Origin of the sequence: Corallococcus macrosporus, from assembly GCF_017302985.1 — a bacterium.
In the GTDB taxonomy this organism is placed as follows: Bacteria; Myxococcota; Myxococcia; order Myxococcales; family Myxococcaceae; genus Corallococcus; species Corallococcus macrosporus_A.
Genome location: NZ_JAFIMU010000009.1, coordinates 585848 through 609663, shown reverse-complemented (window position 1 = coordinate 609663; position 23816 = coordinate 585848). Strand labels below are relative to the sequence as shown.

The following is a 23816-nucleotide window of genomic DNA, read 5'->3' as shown; positions in this document are numbered from 1 at the left end:
TCAGGGGAAGCGGTGCAGGCGCGTGCAGATCTCCACCGCGCGGTCCGCGATGCGGCCCAGCTCCTCCAGCATGGCGACGTCCAGGGGCGCGGGGCCGTGCTCGGCGACGAAGAAGGCCACGGGCTGCCCGCGCGAGTGGAGCGGGAAGACGAGCAGGTGGTGCTCGGACTCGCCGCACAGCGCGGAGAAGATGGCCTCGTCCTGCGGGCCCTGGGGGGCGCTGAAGACGCTGGGGCTGGGGCCGTTCAGCGCGGAGGTGAAGAGGGACGGCGTGTCCAGGTCCACCTTGAGCGCGGAGACCTCCGGGCGGTCGCTGCCCGGGCCCCAGGCGCGGCCCACGCGCGCGAGGCCGAAGCTGTCACCCAGCAGGAAGGCCCGGCGGAAGCGGCCCGCGCTGTAGGCCAGCAGCACCTTGCCGACCATGCCCTGCGAGTCCGCGGTGTCGAGCGCGGAGAGGACCTGCTCGGCGGTGACGGCGGGGCCGTCCACGGGTGTGTCCGTGGACGCGCTGGCGGCGGCGAGCAGGGCCTGCGCGGGGTCGATGTTCGCGACGGCCTGCGGCTGCCACGGCTGCTGCATGAACTCCCACGCGGAGGCCAGGGCCACGCCGTCCTCGGAGGCCGCGGGCGCGGCGGCGGGAACGTCCAGGTCCACGACGCGGTCGGCCCAGGTGGTCTCCGGGCTGTGGCCCACGGGGCCCTCCCCTTCCCCGCCCTGCCAGCCCACGAACTCCCACGTGGAGGCGAGCTGCATGGGCTCTTCCGTGGAGGTGGGCAGGTCGTCGAGGGAGATGGGCGTCCGGTCGCGGACCGGGGCCGGGGGCGGGACCACGAGGCGAGGCTTCGGCGGGGCCGCGGGCTCTTCCGCGTCCGTGGGGGCCGCGTGGGCAGCCGGCTTGGACGCGGGCTCGGCGCTGGAGACGACGGCGACCTCGAACTCGGGAGGGATTTCGGGCCGGCGCTCCTCGGTGGGCGCGGGGATGGGGGCCTCCTCCGGGGGCGCGACAGGAGCCACGGCGTCGACCTTCGGCGCGGCGGCGACCTGCCAGGACTCGGCGGTTTCAGGGGGCGTGGAGGAAGGCTTGGGCGAGTCCCCCGCGAGGCTGAACTCGAGCGCGTCCGCTTCGGCGTCCGGCGCGGCAATGACAGACGCGGCGGGCACTTCCACGGGCTCCGGACGCTCCGCTTCGATGGAGACGGACGGGCTCTCCGGCTTCGCGGCTTCGACCACGGCGGGTGCTTCCGGGAGGTCCTCGAACTCCATCGCCTCCAGGAGGCCATCGGCCTTCGGAGCATCCGCGACGGCCGGGGTGGAGACAGGCTCCGGCGGAGGTGCGGCCTTCGATTCAGCCGAGGGGGCTTCAGGAGCGGCCAGGACCGGCTCCGCCTCGGGGATAGAGACGGCTTCGTGCGGCTCGGTGGACAGCACGTCCAGGTCTTCGGTGGCTTCGACTGCCTTCGGCTCGGCGGACATGACGTCCACGTCTTCGAGAACGTCCGAGGCTTCCTTGGGATGTTCCGCCACAACGGCATCCACGTCTTCGAGGATGTCGTCGTCGGAGAGATCATCTCCAGTCAGGACCGCCGAGGGCTCGGGGGCCTTCTCGGCAGCGGCAGTGACAGGCGCGGAGTCGAACGACTCAGGGCTCAGGCTGACGTCGGCGTCTTCGACGAACTCTCCATCCAGCACCAGGTCGGACAGCGATGCCGTCTGGGTGGGCGGAACGGTTGCAGCCTCCGCCTTCGCGGAAGGGGCGTCCGAGAATGCATCCGCCCACGTTCCTCCGAGGTCAGGCCCGGCTGCACTGGCGGCCGGGACCGCGATGGTCTTGGTAACCCCTGACGGGCGTCGAGCCACGGGGGCTGCGCCTGAAGACAGGTCAACAGCAGGCGACTCGTCCCTGGCAATTCCTACCGGGGACGTCTTCTCGGAGGCGTTCGCCAGGCCCGTGATGGGTTCGGATGAATCCAGGGCGTCTGGAGTAAGCGCCGCCGGAGTATCCGTCTGCGAGGCATTCGCCGTTCCGACCGAGTCTCTCGAAGGAGCGGTGGTCCCGAGGCCAGACGGCCCTTGGGCAGACACGGGCGGCGGGCTTCCGGCGGGGACATTCGCGGCCGGGTTGCCTGAAGGAGGCGCGGCAATGGGCCCCGCGGCGCCCGGACGCGGCGGCGAAACGGAGGCAGGTGGAATCACTGCCCCCACGGAGCCAGCGGCCACCGAGGGCACGGCTCCAGACGGAGGCCCCTGGCGAGGAGGAGCACCCGGCGGAGGCGGCTGACCGCCCACGACCCCAGGCCTGCCATGCGCGGCATTCGGAGGTACGGCGCCCGGTGCACCCGGAGGCCCCATGGGACGCGCGCCCACGGGAGCTCCGACACCAGGGACGCCAGGACCGGTCGGAGGACGCTGTCCCGGGGGCACGGGCCCCGCGCCAGCAGGCCCCATCATCGCGGGTCCAGGCATGCCCGGACCGGGCCGGGGCGGCGCGCCGGGAGGCATGCCGGGCGCTCCGGGCGGAGGTCCTGCCCGGACCATCCCCGGAGGCATCGGCGCACCCGGAGGGCCCACCGGACGCGGCCCCGGTGCACCTGGCGCTCCCGGCGCGGCGGGACGCATGCCCGGAGGCGGCGTCTTCGGCACGGTGGGGATCCCCGTCGCTGAAGGCCGCGTCCCCGGAGGCACCGGTCCACCCCGTCCGATCATCCCAGGAGGCTGTGCTCCCGGAGGCCCCGGAGGAGGCACCGCGCGCGCAGGCGCTCCGGCTCCCGGAGGAGGCCCACCCGCGACTGCGCCCGTCGGCGCAATCCCATGCGGAGGCACGCCCGGAGCAGCGCCCATCGGCGCAGCCACACCCGGAACCCCAGCGCCCGGCGGAGCCACCCCCGGAACCCCGGGCGCACCAATCCCAGACGGAGGCACCCCGCCCTGCCGGGCCACCATGCCCGGGGGCTGCGGCGCCGCGGACAACCGGGGCGGCCCGGCCGGCGGACTCCCATTGGGCCGAGCCATCTCCACGACAGGCGGTGCTCGCACCGGCTCGCCCATCACGATGTCCGGCAGTTCCTCGCCGACGATGGCCGCTTCGGCCAGGTCCGCGTCGGCGTCCTGATCCTCCGACTCATCGCTGAGGAACTGTCCCGGCGCGAGCCCGCCGAACATCCCCGCCACCTCGGGCTCCGCGCGCACGGGCGCGGGCGGAGGCGGGACGGCCGGCGGCGGCACGACCACCGGCGCCGCGGAGAACGACGCCACCGACGGCATCGACACCGAGCGGCGCGCGGGCACCGGAATGGCCGCCTTCAACGGACGCGTCGGCCGGTCGATGCCGTAGCGCAGGTTCTGATAGTGGAACAGCCGCAGCTCCGGCACCACGTACGGCACGATGCGCATGCCGGTGATGAACCCGAGCGCATCCGTGGTCTGCAGGTCCAGCGGGTTGGCCATCGCGACCTTCAGCCGCCGGCCCTCCACCGCGAGCGGGAACGCCTGGTGCTTCTCCGCCTGATCCGCCGTGAGCAGCTTCAGCGTCGCGTCCGTGACGGCGTCGAAGTCCGCCTCCATCGCGACGGGCAGCCGGGACAGCTCGCCCAGCACCATGCCCACCGTCTCGATGTCGAGGAACCCCAGCTCCACGAGCCGGGAGCCCAGCCGGCCCCCGTGCACGAGCTGCGCGCTCATGCCCTGGTCGAGCTGCGCCTGCGTCAGGAGGCCCTTGCGGACCAGCGTCAATCCCAGCTTGTCGGCCATGTCGGCCCGCAGTCTAGACGGCTTCGCGGCGCCATTGAGAGGGTGCGCGCGAATACGACCTGCGCGCCCGTCGTGCCCGCCTGCCTGTTACTCCGTGTACAGCTCCGCGGAGATGTGGGCGTAGCCGTAGTAGCCGCCCGCCACCAGCAACTTGCCCGTGGGCAGCAGGGTCGCCGTGTGGCCCTCACGCTCGATGAGCATGCGGCTCGTGGTCGTCCAGGTGCCCAGCGCCGGGTCGAAAATCTCCGCGGTGTTCGTGTGGTAGGAGCCGTTCGTGATGTAGGCGAACCCACCGACGACGAGTACCCGGCCCGAAGGCAGCACCGTCGCGGTGTGGTCCACGCGGCCATAGGCCAGGTTCCCCGCGCTACTCCACACGCCCGTGGCGGGGGTGTACAGCTCCGCCGTCCGCGTCCAGCTCGTGCTCGACGGAGAGCCGTATCCGCTCGTGACGAGCACACGGCCGTCCGGGAGCGTCGTCTGCGTGTGGTAGCGGCGGCTCACGGCCATGGAGCCCGTGGGCTTCCAGGTGCCCGTGGCGGGGGTGTACAGCTCCGCCGTCGCGACCTGGCCTCCCTGGGCCCCCTCGCCGCCCGTCACCAGCACCTGCCCCGAGGGCAGCAACGACGCGGCCGCGAAGTAGCGCGGCACGGTGAGGTTTCCGGTGGGAGTCCACTGGTGGGTGGCGGGGTCGAAAAGCTCGGCGCTGGCGAGCTTCGTCCGGGTGCCGCCCTGCCACTGCTCGCCGCCCAGCACCAGCACCTGGCCCGTGCCCAGGAGGACGGCGTGATGGTAGTCGCGCGCGGTGAACATGCCGCCAGCGGAGGTCCAGATGCCCGACTTCGGGTCGTACAGCTCGGCGGAGGCATACGAGTTGGTGTTGGTGTTGAGGTGCCCACCCGTCACGAGCACGCGGCCATCCGGCAGCAGCGTCGCGGTGTGGTTGCGGCGGGGCACGGCCATGCTGCCGGTGGACTGCCACGTGCCCGTGACCGGGTCATAGAGTTCCGCCAAGGCGAGCGCGTCCCGAGCGGACGTGTCCGTGTTGTATCCCCCCACCACGAGCACCCGGCCGTCCTGGAGCAGCGTCGCGGTGTGCATCAGCCGCGCGGTCCCCATGTGCTCCGTGCTGCGCCAGCCCATGACGGCGCACTCCGGCAAGCCCGTGACGATGAACTGCCTGGACGAAGACAGGCCATGGCCGTTCCTCACCGTGACGCGGATGACGGGCGTCTGGCCCCATTCGAGGCAGCTCGGGGCCGTCCAGAGGACCTCACTGGAGGTGACATCGTTCGTGGGCTTGCCGAGCTTGCCGGTGCCCGCCGTCCACTCGTACGTCACCGGGCCGTACTGCGCTTCACGCAGCGTCACGCGAAACGGGATCGTGGGCATCACGGGCACGGAGTTGGCGGCGGGCGAGGTGCTGACGATCTCCGGGGGGAAGCGCACGGGGCGAGGGGCGCCCACGCACAGGCGCAGGGTGCCCTTGCCCACCCCTCCCCGTCCGTCGCTGACGGTGACGGTGATGGGGCAGCGTCCGCAGGAGGTCTCGGACGGGATGATCTCGTCGTCGGGGGTGAAGGTCGCGGTGGCGGACGCGACGTTCGTCCATGCCCCCGGGCAGCCGGCGGTCCACTGGTAGGTGAGCGCGTCCCCGTCCGACTCCGTGACGGAGGCCGTCAGCTGCGTGGGCTCGCTCACGTTCACCTGGTAGCGCGTGGCGGTGAGGCCCGTCACCTGGGGCCAGGTGTTGAAGGTCGCGGTGAGGACGGCGCTCCCCTGGCCGGACGACACCGTGAGCGTGAAGGAGATGGACGCCGAGGCGCCGTGCGAGTCCGTCACCGTCAGCATGAATTCGACGGGGCCCTCGGTCCCGGGCGCCGTCCAGGACGTCGCGGTGCCCGTCGGCGAGGTGAAGGTGCCGGCCTGGGCGCTCCAGGAATACGTGAGCGTGTCGCCAGGGTCGGTGACGTTGGCCGTGATGTAGACGCTGCCGCCCGGCGCCACGGTGCTGACCGAGGCGACGACGGAGTTGATGCTCGGCACCGCGTTGTCGAAGGGCGGCGGCGTCTCCACCGGCTGGAGGGTCAACGCCACGGCGGCCAGCTGTCCCCCGGTGATGGTGACGTCCTGGGCCTGGCCCTCGAAGCGCTTCACGCCGGACGCGTCGAACGCCTGCGCGGTGAAGAGGCGCTGGGCGCCTGCGGGAATCGCGCTGAGCGTGCCGCCCCAGTTTCCGTCCCCGCCCTTCGTCAGCGCGCCGGAGAGAACGGCCATGTCCGGCGCCGTCACGGTGACGCTCACCTGGGTGATGGCGTCCGCGCCCACCGCGCCCTGCACCAGCGCCACCAGTTGCGCGCTGCCCGTGGAGGGCTCCGAGCCGCAGCCCGCGAGCACCGCCCAGAGTCCCACCAGCAGAAAGAGCCCCCGCCTCTTCCAGATGTCTTGCATGGCGCGGACGCTAACCGAGCAGGCGTCCGCGGACCAACGACCCGGGGTTCAGTACGCGTTCTTCGACAGGAAGCCACCCAGCGCGGTGCGCAGGAGGATCTTCAGGTCCATCAGCAGCGACCAGTTCTCGATGTAGTACAGGTCGTACTCGATGCGCTTCTGGATGGACGTCTGGCCGCGCAGGCCGTTGATCTGCGCCCAGCCGGTGATGCCCGCCTTCACCTTGTGGCGCAGGTGGTAGCGCGGAATCTGGCGCTTGAACTCCTCGATGAAGACGGGCCGCTCCGGACGCGGGCCCACGAGGCTCATGTCGCCCCGGAGCACGTTGAAGAACTGCGGCAGCTCATCCAGCGAGTACTTGCGCAGGAACGTCCCCACCGGCGTGCGGCGCGCATCCACCGCGCTCGCCATGGTGGCGCCCTGCGCTTCGGCGTCCACGCGCATGGTGCGGAACTTGAGGATGGAGAAGGTCCGCCCGTCCATGCCCATCCGCTCCTGGCGGTAGAGGATGGGGCCCTTGCTCGTGACACGGACCAGCAGCGCCGTGAGCACCATCGTCGGCGCGCTGACCGCGATGGCCACCAGCGAGAACAGGATGTCGAACGCGCGCTTGGCCACGCGGCTCCAGCCATCCATGGGGTCGCCCTGGAGGCTGATGATGGGCAGGCCACCGAACTCCTCCAGGCCGCCGTACAGGGTGATGTACTGGTACAGGTCCGGCACCACCTTGACGTCCACGGTGCGCAGCGCCAGCTGCTCCATCAGCGGCTTCACCCGCGCCTGGTCCTCCAGCGGCACGGCGATGATGACCTGATCCACCGGATGGGCATCCAGGTAGGCCTCGACCTCGCCCACGTGGCCCACCACGCGCACGCCGCCCACCCACTGGCCGACCTTCTCCTCCTTCAGCGCCAGCACGCCCGTCACGCGGAAGCCCAGCTCGCGGTGGCTCTCCACCGTCTCGATGGTGCGCAGCCCCAGCTCCTCCTCGCCGATGACGAGGATGGACTTGAGGTTGTAGCCGCGCCGGCGCACCTCGCTGAGCACGTGCCGGAAGGCCATGCGCGACAGCGCGATGAGCGTGAAGGCGTAGACGACGAAGATGGCCAGCGTGAGGCGCGAGTAGCGCTCGCGGATGAAGTACGTCAGCGCCACCAGGACGAGCGTCGCGGTGATGGTGGCCTTGAAGAGCTCGAACAGCTCCCCCATGTGCGAGCGCGAGCGGTTGGTCGCGTACAGCCGCGCCCGCTGGAACGTCACCGGGAAGATGATGAGCACCATCACCAGCGAGACGAAGGTCTCGCCCATGGGCGGGATGCCCTCGGTGACGGGGAACACGCCGCTGAAGCGGGTGAAGTACGCGAGCACGAACGCCACCGCGAGCATCCCCGCGTCGGCGGCGACCTTGATGGACGTATAGAAGCGCTGCAGGCGACCAAACACCGCGGTGACTCCTGTCGGGGGACGAGGACCGTTCGTCGGATGCAAGACACGCACCCTCAGCCCCGGACGCGCTCAGGCGCCCGGACCCCTCCCCCGGCGCGGCGTCCTAGCACGGGTTTTCCCGTGAATCCAACCGGTTGGACCGCAGGGCAGCCGACACACTCCGACATGCCGGGCAGGCAGGCCTCGGGAAAGTGGGGACGGGGCGGACAGCGCTGTCACACCGCTGGGGAGGGCCTGGACACGCTCAAGAGGGCGTCCACCTCCGCCTGGATGGCCTGCTGGAAGCGGGCGCGGCTGAAGCGCTCGGCCTGGGCGCGGGCGTCCTCGGGGCGGAAGGAGCGCTCCCAGGCGTCGAACTGGCGCACGGCGGCGGCGAGCGACGCGGGGGTCTGCTCCTGGAAGAAGAGGCCCGTCTTCGGGGTGACGGTCTCCAGGGCGCCGCCCTTGCCGAAGGCGATGACGGGGCGGCCGGTGGCCTGGGCCTCCAGCGGGGTGATGCCGAAGTCCTCCTCGGGGGTGAAGAGAAGCGCGCGGGCGTCGCGGTAGAGGGCGGGGAGCGCGCTGTCGGGGACGTTGCCGAGGAAGCGGATGTGGGGCGGAAGAGGACCGGACGTGAGGCGCGAGGCCTCCTGTCCCGTGCCCACGACCCAGAGCGGGGTGTCCAGGCCACGGAAGGCCTCCAGGGCGACGTCCAGGCGCTTGTACGGAGCGAAGGCGCCGAGCCACAGGAAGTAGCCGCCCTGCCCTCCCCCTTCGAGCGGCACCTGCGTGAAGCGCTCGAGCTCCACGGGGGGCGGGACGACGGAGGCCTCGCGGTCCCAGAAGCGGCGGATCTTCCCTGCGATGTGCCGCGAGTTGGCGACGATGCGGCTCACGCGCTGGGTGGAGGTGCGGTCCCAGTGCTGGAGGTAGGGGCGCACGGCGAGGGCGGCGGCGCGCACGGGGAGGCGCGTGCGGCCGGGGCCGAAGTACTCGTCGAACAGGTCCCACATGTACCGCATGGGCGCGTGGACGTAGCTCAGGTGGGGCACGCCGGGAGGCGCGTGGATGCCCTTGGCGACGCAGTGGCTGGAGGACAGGACCAGGTCGTAGTCGCCGGTGATGCGCAGGGCTTCGATGGCGCGAGGGAACAGCGGCAGGAAGTGCCGGTAGCGCGAGTGGATGCCGGGGATGTGCTGGAGGAACGACGTGGTGATGCGCCGGTTCTCGATGCGCGCGGGCTGGCTGCCCGGCTGGTGGATGAGGGTGTAGAGGTCCGCGCTGGGGAACAGTTCGCAGAGGGCGTCGAGGACGCGCTCTCCGCCGCGGTGGGTGACGAGCCAGTCGTGGACGAGGGCGACCTTCACGGGAGGGCCTTCTAGCACTGGATGCGCGGCGGTGCGGGTGGAAGGCCGCGTGTGGTAGGCCAGGGAGCGTGCCTTCTGTCCTCCTCGACCTGAGAATGGTGCGCGGTCAGCTCCACGGCATCGCGAGGTACGCGCTGGAGCTGGCGCGCCGTCTGCCCGCCCTGGCCCCGGACCTGGAGTTCTCCGCGCTGGTGCCAGCGAAGGGCCTGCCAGACGACCTGGGCGAGCTGACGCCGAAGATCCCGCTGCACCGTTCCAGGGCCGGCTACCTGTCTCCGACCGAGCAGCCCCTGCTGGCGTACGAGCTGACGAAGCTGAAGCCGGACCTGTTCCACGCGACGTCGTTCTCGTTGCCCCTGTTCTGGCCGGGCAAGCTGGTGGCGACGTTGCACGACGCGAACCACCTGGCGCTGGCGGATCAGTACACGCCGGTACAGGCGATTTATTACAAGGCCGTGGTGGGTCCACGGGCCAGGTTGGCGTCCGCGTTGATCACGGTGTCTGACTTCTCCCGGGAGGAACTGGGGAAGTACCTGAAGATGTCGCCGTACCGGTTCCAGGTGATCCACAACGGTGTGGATTCACGGTTTGAACCGCCTACGGCACGCGAAGCGCAGGCGTTCCGCGAGCGGCATGAGTTGCCGGAGCGGTACATCGCAGTGGTCGGCAATGCCAAGCCCTTCAAGAACCTGGCGATGCTGGCGAAGTTCGCGGAGGACCTGCCGGTGCCGCTGGTGCTGCTCGCGGGCAAGGGAGCCGTGGCGCACGAAGTGGGCTTGCACGAGAACGTCATCGACCTTGAGCAGCTGCCCGAATCCGAGATGCCATTGTTCTACGGAGCCGCCACGGCGCTGCTCCTGCCATCGAAGTACGAGGGCTTTGGATTGCCCGCTCTGGAAGCCATGGCGTCCGGGTGTCCCGTCATCGCCGCGGATGCGACGGCTCTTCCGGAAGTCGTGGGCGATGCGGCGCTGCGAGTCCCGCCCGACGACTTCAAATCCTGGCATGAAACAACGCTGCGGATGCTCAGGGACGAAAACCTGCGCCGGAGCTTGATTGAGCTGGGCAGGGAACGGGCGGCCCGCTTCACCTGGGATCGATGTGCGCAGCAGACCCTCGGCGTCTTCAGGCGAGCCCTGCAGGGAAGGCCATGACTCTTCGTCGTAAAGGCACGCGGCGTATCGTCGTCGGGACCACGCCCTACCGCTGGACCGTGGCTCCGAACGATGAGCCCGGGCTCGCCATCGTCGTGGAGTATGAATCAGGACAGGGTCAGCGCATGGTGACCTGGGTGGAGCACGGAACGGTCATCTCTCCGGGGCTCGTCAAGGAGGCCATCAACCACGCCCTCGAAGCAGGCTGGCACCCCGAGCAACCCGGGGTCGAGCGGGTCTTCCGGCGCGAATGAAACACTCCATGACCAGCCCCGCGAAGTCTCGCGTCCGTGGCCTGATGACCTGCGTGCTGCTCCTGGTTGCTGCGAACGCGAGCGCCCAGGTCCCCCTCCCCGCCCTCCAGTCCGCGACGCCGAAGGCCGTGTCGCTCACCGTGAGCGGCGGCGTGTCCCTGGGGACGTATGAAGCAGGGCTCCTGTATTACTCGGGGACGTCCTCGCAGGGAGAGCGCGCGGTGGATCTGCGGCTCGTGACTGGCGCCTCCGCGGGGAGCCTCAACGCGCTGCTGGCGGTCATGGCCACCTGTGGCGTGGATGCTCCCACGCCGGGCCAATCGCTGTTCTGGGACATCTGGGTTCCCATCGGGTTCAACGACCTGTTCGTGCCGTCCTCGACGCAGCCGCTCGGCGTCTTCTCCCGTGAGGCGCTGGAACGCCGCGCCTCGCACATTGAACAGGCTTGGAACCGGGGTCTGGAGTCATCCTGCGACGTGGTGCTCGGGGTCTCGACGACGCGCCTCTCGCCTCGCGCCCTCAAGGCTGCGAGTGGCCGGCTCGACCTGCCGCGACTCGAGGAGAAGTTCGCCATTCGCATCCAGGGACGCGGGCCGGGACGTCCTCCTCGCGCGACCAACTACACGACCCGCGAGGGCCGCAGGCTGGAGTTGATGCTGGAGACCGACGAGCAGGGGGAGATCCCCTTCGCGCATCTGCGCGAGCTGCTCCTCGCGTCCATGTCCTTCCCCATCGCGTTCCCGCCTCAGCCCCTGCGCACCTGCGCGCCGACTGCCTCCGCGAAGCCTGGGGTGTGCCTGCCTGCGGATTCGCGGCGCGAGCTCTTCATCGACGGCGGCGTCTTCGACAACACCCCGCTCCGTCTGGCCGTGGGCCTCGCCCGCGATGGTCTGAGAGAAACAGCGGACGGCAAGCTGGAGTGGCGTCCGGTACCACAGCCCGACGTGCGCACGACGCCCCCGGGCATCGCGTTCGCATTCATCGACCCGGACGCCACCGAGTATCCGGTTGCGCCCCCTGCCCAGGCGGAGGCCGGTCCCACCTCCCTGCCCGCCACGCTCGCGGAGCTCCTGGCCACCTTCGTGGACACCGCGCGTTCGAAGGAACTGGCCATGCTCCTGGAGGAGGAGCCGGAGATCGCCAAGCGCCTCACCCTGCCGCGCCGCCACTTCCCCGCGGCCGGTGCACCGCTGTTCGCGTTCCTGGGTTTCTTCGAGAGAGACTTCCGTATCTTTGATTTCTACCTGGGCATGTATGACGCCCGGCGGATGATGGATGACGCGTTCCGGGAGGGCCGGACGCCGCAGGAAACGCCACGCGCCACGGCGATGGATGGTCTTGGAGGATGGCAGCCCTTCGCCTGTATGAGCGCCGTCTATGACGCCCTGCCTAGCGCGGAGCAGGTGTGTCAGGGCGAAGCACTGGCGGACTTCCGGGCGCTGTTGCAGATGTCGCTGGACCAGCTCTACGACGCCTGTAGCAAGCCAGAGGTGACAGCCCCCGCCGGTGCCTGGCGCAACACGCACTGTGATCGCGGCCTCGCGGGACAACCTCCGCCCAGGGTCCCCGGTCTTCAGCCCGGCGAATGGCCAAAATGGAAGCAGGGCGAAAACGAATCCGAGCTGGCGTACTCGATGCGACTACTCGGGGCCTATGGCTTCAGCTTCCGCGACCTCGGCGTGCCGAAAGGCCGGGGGGATCTCGCGGTCCTGCGGATCCGACATGCTCTCGGAGCCGCCGCCCTTCGCCTGGCGGAGGCACAGCCCCCTTCCGACAAGCCCACGGTCCGCTTCGCCAGCAAGCTCGCGGTGGACAGCATCAGCTATGAGCCCCAGCGCCTGTCGCTGCACGTCACCATGGGACCGACGGAGAGCGAGGTAGGCCTGAGCGTCGGGGCTTCGGCGCTGCCACTGTCATCCGGGCTCCGGTTCGCAGGAGCGGTCGGTTTCCGGGGCCTCGAGGACGTCCTCTCCTCCGGCAGCAGCAGCGACCCCTTCGGCGTGGTGCTCTCGGGCGGACTGGAGTTCCAGCCACGCTCGGAGCAGACCTTTCTCTCCCAGAGCCGGCTCGCGCTTCGCGCCGGCTGGTTGTTCAGCGCGAACGACGACTACGGCACGAACCTCTGCACGGACGGAGGTGCCAGCCACGTGACCGCGTGCTCACGGCCCGTGGTCCAGGCGCTCGTGGGCATCACCTTCCTGGAGTTCCTCCGCGCCCAGGTCGTCGGGGAATGGTTCCCCGGAAGCAGCTCCCGGAAGACGCTCTGGTCCGTGGCCCCGGGCATCGGCCTGGAGCTTGGACTCTAACGGCGCCCCCTGCGATCCGTGACGCAGGGTGAAAGTCACGTACCGTCATGCTCTCTCTTCGCTCCATCGCGCTCTCTTGCGTCGTCGTGCTTGGCTTCTTCGCGGCGTGCAATGACGATTCCCCGTCCCCTGGCGGGACACCCGATGCCTCCGTGCCGGATGGGTCGGTTCCAGATGCATCCGTTCCAGAGATGTGCACGGACGCGGGTACCACACAGTGTGGCGACACCTGCGTGAACACCGACACCGATCCGGCGCACTGCGGAGTATGCGGCGAGGCCTGCACGGCCATCGAGGACTGTCAGAGCGGCCTCTGCGTCGCGGTCTGTCGGATCGGCGCTGAGACGTTCACTGCCGGGGCAGTGAACGCGGCGAATGCCTGCGAGGTCTGCGCGCCCGTGACATCCGCGACAACATGGACCCTGCTCGCGGAAGGGACGGCGTGCGGCTCGGGACAGATCTGCTCGGCTGGCGCGTGCAGCCCGAAGTGCTTCATCAACGGCACGGTCTACGCCGAAGGAACTCCGAACCCCGCGAATGCCTGCGAAGTCTGTACGCCCGCGACGTCAACGTCGACGTGGTCGCCGCGTGAGAGCATTCCGCTGCTGGTCGGCGGCACTGACCTCGCCGCGCAGGGCTGGACTCTGATCGAGCAGGCGCCGAGTTCACTCACGTACGGTGAGGACTACGTCCGCCTCGCGACGTCGACGACCAGCGGCGGCCGAACGAGCGGGCAGTTGCTCATCACGCGGGCGAACGCGTTCGACGCAACGAAGCCGTTCAAGCTTCGCGTGACGATGCAGATCGAGTCGGCGAACACCCACAATCAGCTCGACAGCGGCGCTGCCATCCTGGGCAGCTTTACCCCGCCATTCGGCAACTCCACGGATCGTTCGCAGATGATCTACCTGGACAGTGCGGCGATTGGCTGGGCGGATGACACGCAGTCCGCAGCATTCTCCGTGACCGATGGCGCGTACCATGTCTACGAGTTCGCGGTTAATGTCGACAAGGTGGCGACGGTGAGTGTCGACGGTGTCGCGAAGCTCACGCGGAATAACTTCGCGGCGACCGGGAACATTGCCATCGGCGGCCAGACCAACGACCCGAACGTCGACGGAGCCATGCGAATCAAGTCGGTCGAGAAGCTCTGTCAGTGAACCCTTCCACGGTCCCCATTCATGGGTATGGGGACCGTGTCAGATGTGGGCCCTGACGGGAGCCGACGGCCTCACATTCGCCTTGACGTATTCGTGAACCAGCGACCGGATTTCGGGTAGGCACAGGCGACGCGAGCCCGTCGATGGCGCTGTTGTGCACGCCCGTGCCTGGTGGCTAGCCTTCGCGGACCTCCAGGAGGTTCTCGGATGTCTGAGCTGTTCGTCGGACGTGTCGTGGCCGATGAGCTACGCGGGCCGACCCCGCGCGAGTTCGTCGACCTTCTCGTCGCCAAGGAGCTTTTCGATGACCTTGTCGATGTCATCGAAGAAGGCCTCGAGCCGAAGAAGGCAAACGAGCTGCTGCGGTCCGCCAAGGGACGCGCTGATCTTTTCGAGCGCGCGTGCGAATCGTACGGCGCCTTGTTCGAAGAAGATCTCCGCGAAGCGATTCAGACACTTCGCGGTCCTCGCCTCGATCAATGCCTCGACGTGAACCTCTTCAACCTCCGTGAGGCCTGGAAGATCGGGACCTTGCTGCTGCCGCCGGAGGAAGCTCCCCTCTCCCGGTACCTGCGCGTTGAGCTGGTGGCTGTACATCCCCAGGCAACGCTGCCCAGCGGGCGGAAATTCGGCCCCGAGTCGTTCGGGCGGCATCTTCTCCAGAACATCGAAAGCGTCGCTTTCGAGGAGCAGCGCATCACCACCCGGCTGGAGCGGTTCGGTGCGGGGGCCGCGATCGAGCCGTCGAAGTTCGGGGACGAGGCGCAGGAAGAGGCGCACAGCATTGTCTTTCTGGCGACGATTCCGGAACGGAAGGAGGGCGTTCCGGCCGGCCCGTTCTGGAAGAAAGCGCTCAAGGGCTACGACCTCGAGTCTGCTCCAGATGACTCCTACGGTTACAAGGCCTACCACGCGGAGCTCGCGCTGTTCTTTCACCCCTCATGGCTCGAGAAGCCGAAGCGCGGGGCGTTCGACTCGACCGCCTTCGAGGATCCGCTTTGAATCTGGGAACGGGAACAGTGTCAGGTGTGGGCCATGACCGGGAACCGGTGGGCCTTTTGTGAGGGACGGAAGTTCCGCACGAAGAGGTCCGCCTCCGTGTCCTCACCGGCGACCATTGCATCCGGCCAGTAGCGCTCCGGGGTGAAGCCGAAGCGGATGGAGCGGATGGGCTGGTCAATCAACCGGGGGATCCAGGCCCGCAGGTCGAAGGGCTCACGGGCGAAGACGTCGTCCAGGTACAGCGTCTCGCCCTCCACTCCCGCGAAGACCCAGGCTTCTGTCCCCAGCTGGCGCAGCGGCCTCGCGAAGCCATTGGCCACGGGCCAGCTCGCCACTGTCGCGTAGCCCCGTGCTCCGAAGCGCTCCGTGGAGGGCAACCCCTCGTTGGAGAGCGCGGCGAGTCCAGCGCGCACGGCCGCGTCCTCCAGATTGAGCGTGGGCGCGGGCAGGCCTTCAGGCACGGCATCGTACGTGGCGGCGAACAGGGTCTGCAGTTGCGGCTGAAACCCGAAGCGCGGGTAGAACTGGCGCACCTTGGGGTTGGCGAAGAGCAGCACGGGCGCATCCCCGCACGCATCCAGCGCGGCGTTCATGACCACGCGTGCCAGTCCTCGCCCTCGATGCGATGGCAGACACCCCACGGCCCCGAGCTGGTAGGCCGTTACCTCGCGCCCTTCCAACAGCAGGCGCATGCGCATCACGGAGGCATTGGCCACCACGCGTCCGGACTCGAGCAAGGAGAACGCGCGGTAGTCCTCGTTCCACTCGCCCCACGAGCGCCAGCGGCGGAAGTCCGCACGGCGGAACACCTGGGGCACGTAGTCACAGAACAACGCTTGTGACTTCTGATCCAAGGCCCCGATTTCGGTGACCACCGTGGGTTCCATGACACGCCTCCAGTGCGTGGCTCACCAGCCGTTGTAATGCCTCATCCATTCGCCGTACGCGCTGACGTTCGACGCGCACGGCCCCTGCCCCGTCGTGTTGTACGGCGGCGGCGCGGTGAGCGTCCCAGCGTTGCCCTTTGGCGGCGCGAAGTAGACCGTGGAGGACGTGAGCTGAGTGCAGTTCTCCGTCCCCGGGCCGTACCACTCCACCCAGTTGATGATGGAGCCGCTCAGCCAATTGCGGCCCCACGGCACACGGATCCGGCCAACGACAGTCTCCGTCTGGGTGCTGTCATTGATGATGACCCCCAGCCACCACTCGCCTTCCGCGTCCGCCCCGTTCTGCCAGACGCGGACGCGATAGTACTGCCCGGCCACCCAGTTGAAGGGCACCAGGGTCTGGTACCCCACCCCTTCGTGCGAGAACGGCTGGCAGATGGCGCCGGCCACGTTCGAGCACGTCGCGCCATTGGCGCCCCAGATGGAGAACACGGCGCGCTTCCCGTTGGGGTCCGTCTGGATGCCGATGTACCCCGCGTCGCCTCCCGTCTTGAAGGCGAACTGCGCGGCATAGAAGTACCAGGGGGCGACGTGGGTCGCGTCCGCGGCCGGGTCGTTCGATGGGAAGATGGTCAGGTCGAAGTTGTAGAGACCCTGCGCCGGCACGTTCTGCACGTCCCAGTAGGAATAGGTCTGGTTGACCTTCACCAAGGACTGCGAGGTGGTCGCCAGCGTGTCCGTCTCGGATGGCGTGGACCGGGGCTCAGTCCCTCCGCAGGCAAGGAGGGAACCCAGACAGAAGGGAGTCAGCACTTGGAGGATTCGGGTCATGGCGCCGCTCTCTGTCCATTTCACCCACGCCCGTCAAGGCATTACTTACAGGCTACACCGACTTTACCTGTTCTCGACTGTCATCGAAGTGACTGCACAGCCCCAGGCCCCAGATGAGCATGAAGGACAGGTGCACGCTGGGATGGAACGGGAGGTAGTGCACCAGAGCCAGGACGTGGAAGCCCACGAAGGACAGCAGGGCTCCCGTGGCTGGAATCGAGCCGGCCCGGTGCCTTCGCACCAGCGCCCTGGCCAGCAGCCCGTGCATCGTGGCCAGCAACAGCAGGCCCACGAGCCCTGTCTCCGCCCAGGCCGTGAGCCAGAGGTTGTGCGAGTCCGTGGCCAGCAGGTCCGTGATGCCTGTCTCCGCCTGCGTCGCCAGGGCCGCGGGTTTGTGATTGCCGAAGCCCACTCCCACCCAGGTGTGCTCGCGCACCAGGCGCCAGCCCACGGACATGGCCAGCGAGCGCTCTCCGCTGCCGAAGAGGTTGTCCACCGCCTTGCCGAACCGCTCCCGCCACGCGGGCGTCAGCAGGACCGCGATCACCAGCGCCACCGCCACCCCGAGCCCTGCCCTCCTCGCCGTCCCTCGCATCAACAACAGCAGTGCCAGCACGCACACGCCCAGCGCCGCGCCCAATGCCGCTCGCGCGAACGCGGCGTAGATGGACACGAGCAGCCCCAGCACCATCACTCCCGCCAGCACCCGCCGCCGCGTCACCTTCGAGCGGCCTATCACCGCCAGCGCGGGGCCCAGCACCGCAATCGCTCCGTGCGCGAACCTCAGCCGGTGGAAGAAGAAGCCGCCCGCCGCGTACCTCGGGTTCTCCTCCGTGCCGAAGTTCTCGTGCAGGCGCGCCAGGTTCAGCTTCGTGAACTTCGGCGGCTCCCAGGGCCATGGGACCCGGTGCTGGAAGAAGCCCAGGGCCGCCGCTGCCAGCCAGCCTCCCGCGATGAGGCCTCCCAGCATCAGCCAGGGCACCCCCAGCGTGCCGATGCATGCGACCGCCGCTCCCGCCACCGTGTCCAGCGCCTGGCCGTATCTCGCGCCCCGGGGCCACTTCGTCGCGGCTCCCGTCATCAGCGCCACCGCTGGGGAGAGGAGCTGCCAGACACACAGGGCGACGCTCGCCAGCACGAACGCCCTGACGTCCTTCTCCAGCTTCAGCCGCTTCGTCACCGCCAGCGCCAGGGCCAGCGCCGTGGCCAGGATGGCTCCGGCCTGGAGCACCGCCTCCGCCAGCACCAGCCCCACCGCGTAGAGCCCCAACACCGCGGCGACCGCCGTCCTCCAGCGCCCTGACTCGACCGTCTTGGTATCCGTGACCATGCCGTGCGCCTCGAACCCGTGAGGCCGCTGGACCCTATCCCACCTCGCTTGCTCCCGCGCTTGCGGACTGGGCCTGGAATCCACGGCGATGGCGCCCATCGCGACATTTCACGCGCTTGACGTTGGCGGTCCGGACGGGCAGGCGTTACCCAGGGTCCTTTCCCGGGTCCTCCTTCCGACATGCGCACCACCCATCGACCGTTCACCACCCTGGCTCTCGCGCTGTCCCTCTTCGTGGCCGCGCTGGAGATGACCGTCGTCTCCACCGCCATGCCCACGGTGGTCAGCGACCTGGGCGGCATCCAGCACTACGCGTGGGTCTTCACCGCGTACATGCTGTCGTCCACCATCACCGTGCCCATCTACGGGAAGCTCGCCGACCTCTACGGCCGCAAGCCCGTCATCCTCTTTGGCTCCACCCTGTTCCTGGCGGCCTCCGTCGCGTGCGGCCTCTCCACGTCGATGAACATGCTCATCGCCTTCCGCGTGCTCCAGGGCCTGGGCGCCGGGGCCATGCAGCCCATCGCCATCACCATCATCGGGGACATCTACACGCTGGAGCAGCGCGGGAAGGTCCAGGGCGCGTTCAGCGCCGTGTGGGGCATCGCCGGCCTCGCGGGCCCGCTCACCGGTGGCCTCATCGTGAAGTACCTCACGTGGCACTGGATCTTCTTCATCAACATCCCCATCGGCATCGCGTCCATGGTGCTGCTCGTCGCGTTCTTCCACGAGCAGGTCCAGCGCAAGGCCCGGGCCCGGCTCGACTACGCGGGCGCGGCGCTGCTGTCCGCGGGCGTCGTGGCGCTGCTGTTCGGGGTGCAGGGCTCCGGACGGTCGCTGCTCGGTCTTCCCATCGCCGCCGTGCTGCTCACCGCGTTCGTGTTCGTGGAGCTTCGCGCCGCCGAGCCCATCATCCCGATGAGCATCTTCAAGATTCCCACCATCGCCATCTCGAACCTGGCCGGCGCCCTTTTCTCCGCCGCCCAGTTCGGCGCGACCACCTACGTGCCCCTGTACGTGCAGGGCGTGCTCGGCGGTTCGGCCACCATGGCGGGCGGGATGATCACCCCGATGATCGTCGGCTGGCCGCTGGCGAGCCTCATCGGCGGCAGGCTCATGGTCCGCACCGGCTTCCGGCCGCTCATCGTCGGCGGCCTGGGCCTGGCCGCGATTGGCACCGCGCTGATGGCGCTCCTGCTCAAGCCCGGGGCGTCCATGATCGTTCCGCAGATCGCCATGGGGTTGTTTGGCATTGGCCTGGGCTTCGCCGCCATGGCGACCATGGTGGCCGTGCAGACCACCGTGGGCTGGGAGCTTCGCGGCGTGGCCACGGCCAGCAGCATGTTCTTCCGCACCATCGGCGGGTCGCTGGGCGTGGGCGTCATGGGCGGCGTGCTGGTGTCGCAGCTCATGAAGGACCCGAACGTCCCCGTGAGCGCCGCCGCGGAGCTGCTCGGCCCCGAGCACGGACGCGGGCTGGCTCCCGCCATCCTTGAATCGCTCGGCGGTGCGCTGAACACGGGGCTGTCCATCAACTTCTGGATCATGTGCTCGGCGATGATTGCCGCGTTCGCCGCTGGACTGTTCTTCCCCAAGGTGAAGCGCGTCACGACGCCGGTGAACATGGGCGACGTTCCCGCCTCCCACTGAGCCCTGGGGTGCGTGCAGGCTTCGCGGACCATGGCCCGGTCCGCGAAGTCACCCGCCTCCAGGAAGACGCCCTCGTCGCTCGATGGGCTCACCTTTCATCCGGTGGACACGTCCCGGTGGAAGGACTTCGAGCGCTTCTTCGAAACACCCGGCGCCCCCAAGTACTGCTGGTGCATGGCCTGGCGGACACACGGCACGGAGGCCCGTGACTTCAGCAGCGCGGACCGCAAGGCCGCCATGCGGTCCCGTGTGAAGGACGGCGTCCCCGTAGGCATCCTGGGCTACCTGGACGGCGAGCCCGTGGCGTGGTGCTCCATCGCGCCCCGCCCCACGTACCGCAACAACCTGGGTGGCCCCACCGTGGACGGAGAGAAGCCGGAGCGGGTCTGGTCGCTGGCGTGCTTCTTCGTGCCTCGCGCGCTTCGCGGCCAGGGCATGACGCCGCGCCTCATCACCGCCGCCGTCGCGCATGCCCGGAAGCACGGGGCCACTGTCGTGGAGGCGTACCCCGTGGACGCGGAGTCTCCCAGCTACCGCTTCATGGGCTTCGTCCCGGTCTTCACCTCCGCGGGCTTCGAGGAGGTCGGACGCGCGGGCTCCCGGCGCCATGTCATGCGTCTGTCATTGCGCTAGCGAATCACATTGCACTGCACGTGCGGGCTGGAGTCCCATCCTCCCGGGAGTGGTACGACCTTCGGCTCGGGAGATGAAAGATGGCGGGTCCGCTGAGTGATGAGGAACTGGCGAAGATCGACGCCTACTGGCGCGCGGCGAACTACCTGTCCGTCGGGCAGATCTACCTCAAGGACAACCCGCTCCTGGAGCGGCCCCTCACGCGCGAGGACATCAAGCCGCGCCTGCTGGGGCACTTCGGCACCACGCCCGGCCTCAACTTCATCTACGTTCACCTGAACCGCATCATCCGGAACCACCGGGCCAACATGATGTATCTCATTGGCCCCGGCCACGGCGCGCCCGGCATCATCGCCAACACGTTCCTCGAAGGCTCCTACACGGAGCTGTATCCCAACATCGAGCGCAACCGCGACGGCATGAAGCGCCTGTTCCGCCAGTTCTCGTGGCCCTATGGCGTCCCCAGCCACGACGCGCCGGAGGTCCCCGGCTCCATCAGCGAGGGCGGCGAGCTGGGCTATTCCCTGCTCCACGCGTACGGCGCCGTGCTGGACAACCCGGACCTCATCGTCCCGTGCGTCGTCGGCGACGGCGAGGCGGAGACGGGCGCGCTCGCCGCGAGCTGGCACTCCAACAAGTTCATCAACCCCATCACCGACGGCGCCGTGCTGCCCATCCTGCACCTCAACGGGTACAAGATCGCCAACCCCACGGTGCTCGCGCGCATCGACGCGGATGAACTGGAAGCCCTCTTCAGGGGCTACGGGTACACGCCCTACGTCCTGGAGGGCGACGACCCGAAGGACATGCACCAGCGGATGGCGGAGGTGCTGGACACCCTCTACGCCGAGATCACCCGCATCCAGCGCCACGCCCGCGAGAAGAAGGACCCCACCCGTCCGCGCTGGCCCATGCTCGTGCTGCGTACGCCCAAGGGGTGGACGGGCCCGAAGGTGGTGGACGGCAAGCCGGTGGAGGGCACGTGGCGCGCGCACCAGGTCCCGCTGGAGGAGGTGCGCGACAACCCTGAGCACCTGAAGATTCTGGAGGCGTGGCTCCACAGCTATCGCCCCCGCGAGCTGTTCGACGCGAATGGCACCTTCCGTGAGGAGCTGGCGGACATCGCGCCCAAGGGCCGGCTGCGCATGGGCGTCAACGTGCACTCGAACGGCGGCCAGTTGCTGGTGCCGCTCGTGCTGCCGGGCTTCCGCGACTACGCCATCGACCCGGGCGTGCCCGGCTCCAAGCAGGTCAGCGCCACCAAGGTCCTGGGCGGCTACCTGCGGGACGTGATGCGCCACAACCTGGCGACGAAGAACTTCCGCATGTTCGCCCCGGACGAGAACGCGTCCAACCGGCTCCAGGATGTCTACGCCGTCAGCGGCAAGAGCTGGGACGCGAAGCAGGAGCCCACGGACGAGAACCTCTCCGTCGACGGGCGCGTGATGGAGGTCCTGAGCGAGCACCTCTGCCAGGGCTGGCTGGAGGGCTACCTGCTCACGGGACGCCACGGCTTCTTCTCCTGCTACGAGGCGTTCATCCACATCATCGATTCGATGTTCAACCAGCACGCCAAGTGGATCAAAAGCGCCAAGGAGCTGCCGTGGCGCAAGCCCATCGCGTCGCTGAACTACCTGCTCAGCTCGCACGTGTGGCGGCAGGACCACAACGGGTTCTCCCACCAGGACCCGGGCTTCATCGACCACGTGGCCAACAAGAAGGCCGACACGGTGCGCATCTACCTGCCGCCCGACGCGAACACGCTGCTGTCGGTGGCGGACCACTGCCTGCGCTCGAAGAACTACGTGAACCTCATCATCGCGGGGAAGCAGCTCTCGCCGGTGTGGCTGGACATGGAGAGCGCCGTGCGCCACTGCTCGGCGGGCATTGGCACGTGGGACTGGGCCGGCAATGACGACGGCGACCCGGACGTGGTGATGGCTTGCGCGGGCGACGTGCCCACCATGGAGACGCTGGCCGCGGTGACGCTGCTGCGCACGTGGGCACCCGAGCTCAAGGTGCGCGTGGTCAACGTGGTGGATGTCTTCACGCTCGCGCCCGTGCACGTCCATCCGCACGGGCTCAACGAGGAGGACTTCAACCGCCTGTTCACCACGGACAAGCCCGTGGTGTTCGCGTTCCACGGTTACCCGACGCTGGTGCACAAGCTCACGTACAACCGGGCGAACCACGCCAACATCCACGTGCACGGGTTCAAGGAGGAGGGCACCACGACGACGCCGTTTGACATGACGGTGCTCAACGACATGGACCGCTTCACCCTGGCGCTGGATGCCATCCGGCACTCGAAGGCCGCGCGGCACCGCCTGGACGACGCGGAGCAGCGCTTCTCCGAGGTGCGCCAGCGGCACAAGCTCTACGTGTCGGAGCACGGCGAGGACATGCCCGAGGTGGCGGACTGGAAGTGGAGCGCGCGATGAGCGATTCGAGCGCGGTGCTGGTCATCAACAGCGGCTCCTCGTCGCTGAAGTTCGGCCTCTACGTCGAGCAGGACGGACAGGAGGCGGTGCGGTTCAAGGGCAGCGCGAGCCACATCGGCGCGGAGCAGGGCCGGCTCGTCGTAAAGGACGACGCTGGCAAGCAACTGCGCGCGGTGGACGTGCGGCATCCATCGCAGGAGGACGCCCTCCGCGAGGCCGTGCGTCACCTGAAGGAGCTGGGCGCGGAGCAGCCCCGGGCCATCGGGCACCGGGTGGTGCATGGCGGCCCCCACCTGCGCCAGCACCAGGCGTTGACGCCGGAGGTGATGAAGACGCTGGAGGCAGCGACGCACTTCGCGCCGCTGCACATTCCCGCCGCGCTCCGGCTCATCCAGGCCGCGGAGCGGCAGTGCCCGGGCGTGCCGCAGTTCGTCTGCTTCGACACGGCCTTCCACGCGACGCTGCCCGAGGTGGCTTCGACGTTCGCCCTGCCCCGCTCCGTGAGGGACCAGGGCGTGCAGCGGTATGGCTTTCATGGCTTGTCGTATGAGTCCATCGTCGCGAGGCTCGCGCCCCAGGTGCCCGCCCGCACCGTGGTGGCGCACCTGGGCAATGGCGCGAGCCTCGTGGCGCTCGAACACGGGCGCTCGGTCGATACATCCATGGGCTTCACGCCCACGGGGGGCATTCCCAGCGGCACCCGCACCGGCGACCTGGACCCAGGCGTGTTGCTGTTCCTGATGCGCATGGGGGGGCTGGACGCGGATGCGCTGGAGACGCTGGTGAACAAGGACTCCGGGCTCCGGGGCCTGTCGGAGGGGACCAGCGACATGCAGGTCCTCACGCGCGACGAGGAGGCGGGCAGCGCGGCGGCGGCGCTGGCGGTGGACGTCTTCACGCGCGGCATCGCGAAGACGGTGGGGGCCTACGCGGCGGTGCTCGGCGGACTGGACCTGCTCGTGTTCACGGGCGGCATCGGGGAGAACAGCGCGCGCGTGCGCCGGGGCGTCTGCGCGACGTTGGGCCACCTGGGCATCCGGCTGGATACCCGGCTGAACGAGTCCGGCACGGACGTCATCACGACCGATGCGTCATCGTGTCCGGTGCGCGTGCTGCCGAGCGATGAGGAACTTCAGCTCGCCCGCCACACGCGCCGGCTGCTTCGCGGGTGAAGGCCC

General features: G+C 69.0%; 16 protein-coding genes. 9 read left to right on the top strand and 7 right to left on the bottom strand.

The window, feature by feature from the left end; all coding sequences use genetic code 11:
- The 4 genes from JYK02_RS30530 to JYK02_RS30515 form a co-directional block, all read right to left on the bottom strand.
- Positions 1 to 3747 (bottom strand): hypothetical protein, encoded by a 3747-nt coding sequence (locus JYK02_RS30530; RefSeq protein ID WP_207056257.1) that lies wholly within the window; start codon positions 3745 to 3747, stop codon positions 1 to 3.
- An 87-nt stretch (positions 3748 to 3834) separates the two neighbouring features.
- On the bottom strand, positions 3835 to 6198 hold the full coding sequence (locus JYK02_RS30525) for a Kelch repeat-containing protein (RefSeq protein ID WP_207056256.1): 2364 nt from the start codon (positions 6196 to 6198) through the stop codon (positions 3835 to 3837).
- Positions 6199 to 6246: 48 nt separating this feature from the next.
- A complete protein-coding gene (locus tag JYK02_RS30520) occupies positions 6247 to 7641 on the bottom strand; it encodes an undecaprenyl-phosphate glucose phosphotransferase (RefSeq protein ID WP_207056255.1) in 1395 nt (464 codons plus the stop codon).
- A 218-nt stretch (positions 7642 to 7859) separates the two neighbouring features.
- Entirely contained in the window at positions 7860 to 8990 is a 1131-nt protein-coding gene (locus JYK02_RS30515) for a glycosyltransferase (protein WP_207056248.1), read from the bottom strand.
- A 95-nt stretch (positions 8991 to 9085) separates the two neighbouring features.
- Here JYK02_RS30515 and JYK02_RS30510 point away from each other — a divergent pair, with 95 nt between their 5' ends.
- From JYK02_RS30510 to JYK02_RS30490, 5 genes are all read left to right on the top strand, one after another.
- A complete protein-coding gene (locus JYK02_RS30510; protein ID WP_242589394.1) occupies positions 9086 to 10144 on the top strand; it encodes a glycosyltransferase family 4 protein in 1059 nt (352 codons plus the stop codon).
- Positions 10141 to 10398: a hypothetical protein gene (locus JYK02_RS30505; RefSeq protein WP_207056246.1), complete on the top strand. Its 258-nt coding sequence runs from the start codon at positions 10141 to 10143 to the stop codon at positions 10396 to 10398. The genes JYK02_RS30510 and JYK02_RS30505 overlap by 4 nt, the downstream gene beginning before the upstream one ends.
- 8 nt (positions 10399 to 10406) lie before the next feature.
- Positions 10407 to 12704, top strand: coding sequence for a patatin-like phospholipase family protein (locus JYK02_RS30500; RefSeq protein WP_207056245.1), 2298 nt, complete (start codon positions 10407 to 10409; stop codon positions 12702 to 12704).
- 233 nt (positions 12705 to 12937) lie between these two features.
- Positions 12938 to 13864 (top strand): hypothetical protein, encoded by a 927-nt coding sequence (locus tag JYK02_RS30495; protein ID WP_347402621.1) that lies wholly within the window; start codon positions 12938 to 12940, stop codon positions 13862 to 13864.
- Positions 13865 to 14071: 207 nt separating this feature from the next.
- Positions 14072 to 14866, top strand: a complete 795-nt coding sequence (locus JYK02_RS30490) for a hypothetical protein (RefSeq protein ID WP_207056242.1) — start codon at positions 14072 to 14074, stop codon at positions 14864 to 14866.
- A 20-nt stretch (positions 14867 to 14886) separates the two neighbouring features.
- Here JYK02_RS30490 and JYK02_RS30485 read toward each other — a convergent pair whose 3' ends face one another.
- From JYK02_RS30485 to JYK02_RS30475, 3 genes are all read right to left on the bottom strand, one after another.
- The gene (locus JYK02_RS30485; protein WP_207056240.1) at positions 14887 to 15753 is read right to left on the bottom strand and encodes a GNAT family N-acetyltransferase; all 867 of its coding nucleotides are present in this window, start codon (positions 15751 to 15753) and stop codon (positions 14887 to 14889) included.
- Positions 15754 to 15774: 21 nt separating this feature from the next.
- The gene (locus tag JYK02_RS30480) at positions 15775 to 16461 is read right to left on the bottom strand and encodes a DUF3472 domain-containing protein (protein WP_347402625.1); all 687 of its coding nucleotides are present in this window, start codon (positions 16459 to 16461) and stop codon (positions 15775 to 15777) included.
- A gap of 175 nt (positions 16462 to 16636) precedes the next feature.
- Positions 16637 to 17914, bottom strand: coding sequence for an O-antigen ligase family protein (locus tag JYK02_RS30475; RefSeq protein WP_207056238.1), 1278 nt, complete (start codon positions 17912 to 17914; stop codon positions 16637 to 16639).
- Positions 17915 to 18094: 180 nt separating this feature from the next.
- Here JYK02_RS30475 and JYK02_RS30470 point away from each other — a divergent pair, with 180 nt between their 5' ends.
- The 4 genes from JYK02_RS30470 to JYK02_RS30455 all read left to right on the top strand — a co-directional run bounded on the left by JYK02_RS30470 (position 18095) and on the right by JYK02_RS30455 (position 23810).
- Positions 18095 to 19564 carry an MDR family MFS transporter gene (locus tag JYK02_RS30470; protein ID WP_207056237.1) on the top strand — a complete coding sequence of 490 codons (1470 nt, stop codon included), beginning with the start codon at positions 18095 to 18097 and terminating at the stop codon, positions 19562 to 19564.
- Between the two features lie 30 nt (positions 19565 to 19594).
- Positions 19595 to 20197 carry a GNAT family N-acetyltransferase gene (locus JYK02_RS30465; RefSeq protein ID WP_207056236.1) on the top strand — a complete coding sequence of 201 codons (603 nt, stop codon included), beginning with the start codon at positions 19595 to 19597 and terminating at the stop codon, positions 20195 to 20197.
- An 80-nt stretch (positions 20198 to 20277) separates the two neighbouring features.
- Positions 20278 to 22638, top strand: coding sequence for a phosphoketolase family protein (locus tag JYK02_RS30460; RefSeq protein ID WP_207056235.1), 2361 nt, complete (start codon positions 20278 to 20280; stop codon positions 22636 to 22638).
- Positions 22635 to 23810, top strand: coding sequence for an acetate/propionate family kinase (locus JYK02_RS30455; RefSeq protein WP_207056234.1), 1176 nt, complete (start codon positions 22635 to 22637; stop codon positions 23808 to 23810). The genes JYK02_RS30460 and JYK02_RS30455 overlap by 4 nt, the downstream gene beginning before the upstream one ends.
- Positions 23811 to 23816: the final 6 nt, after the last annotated feature.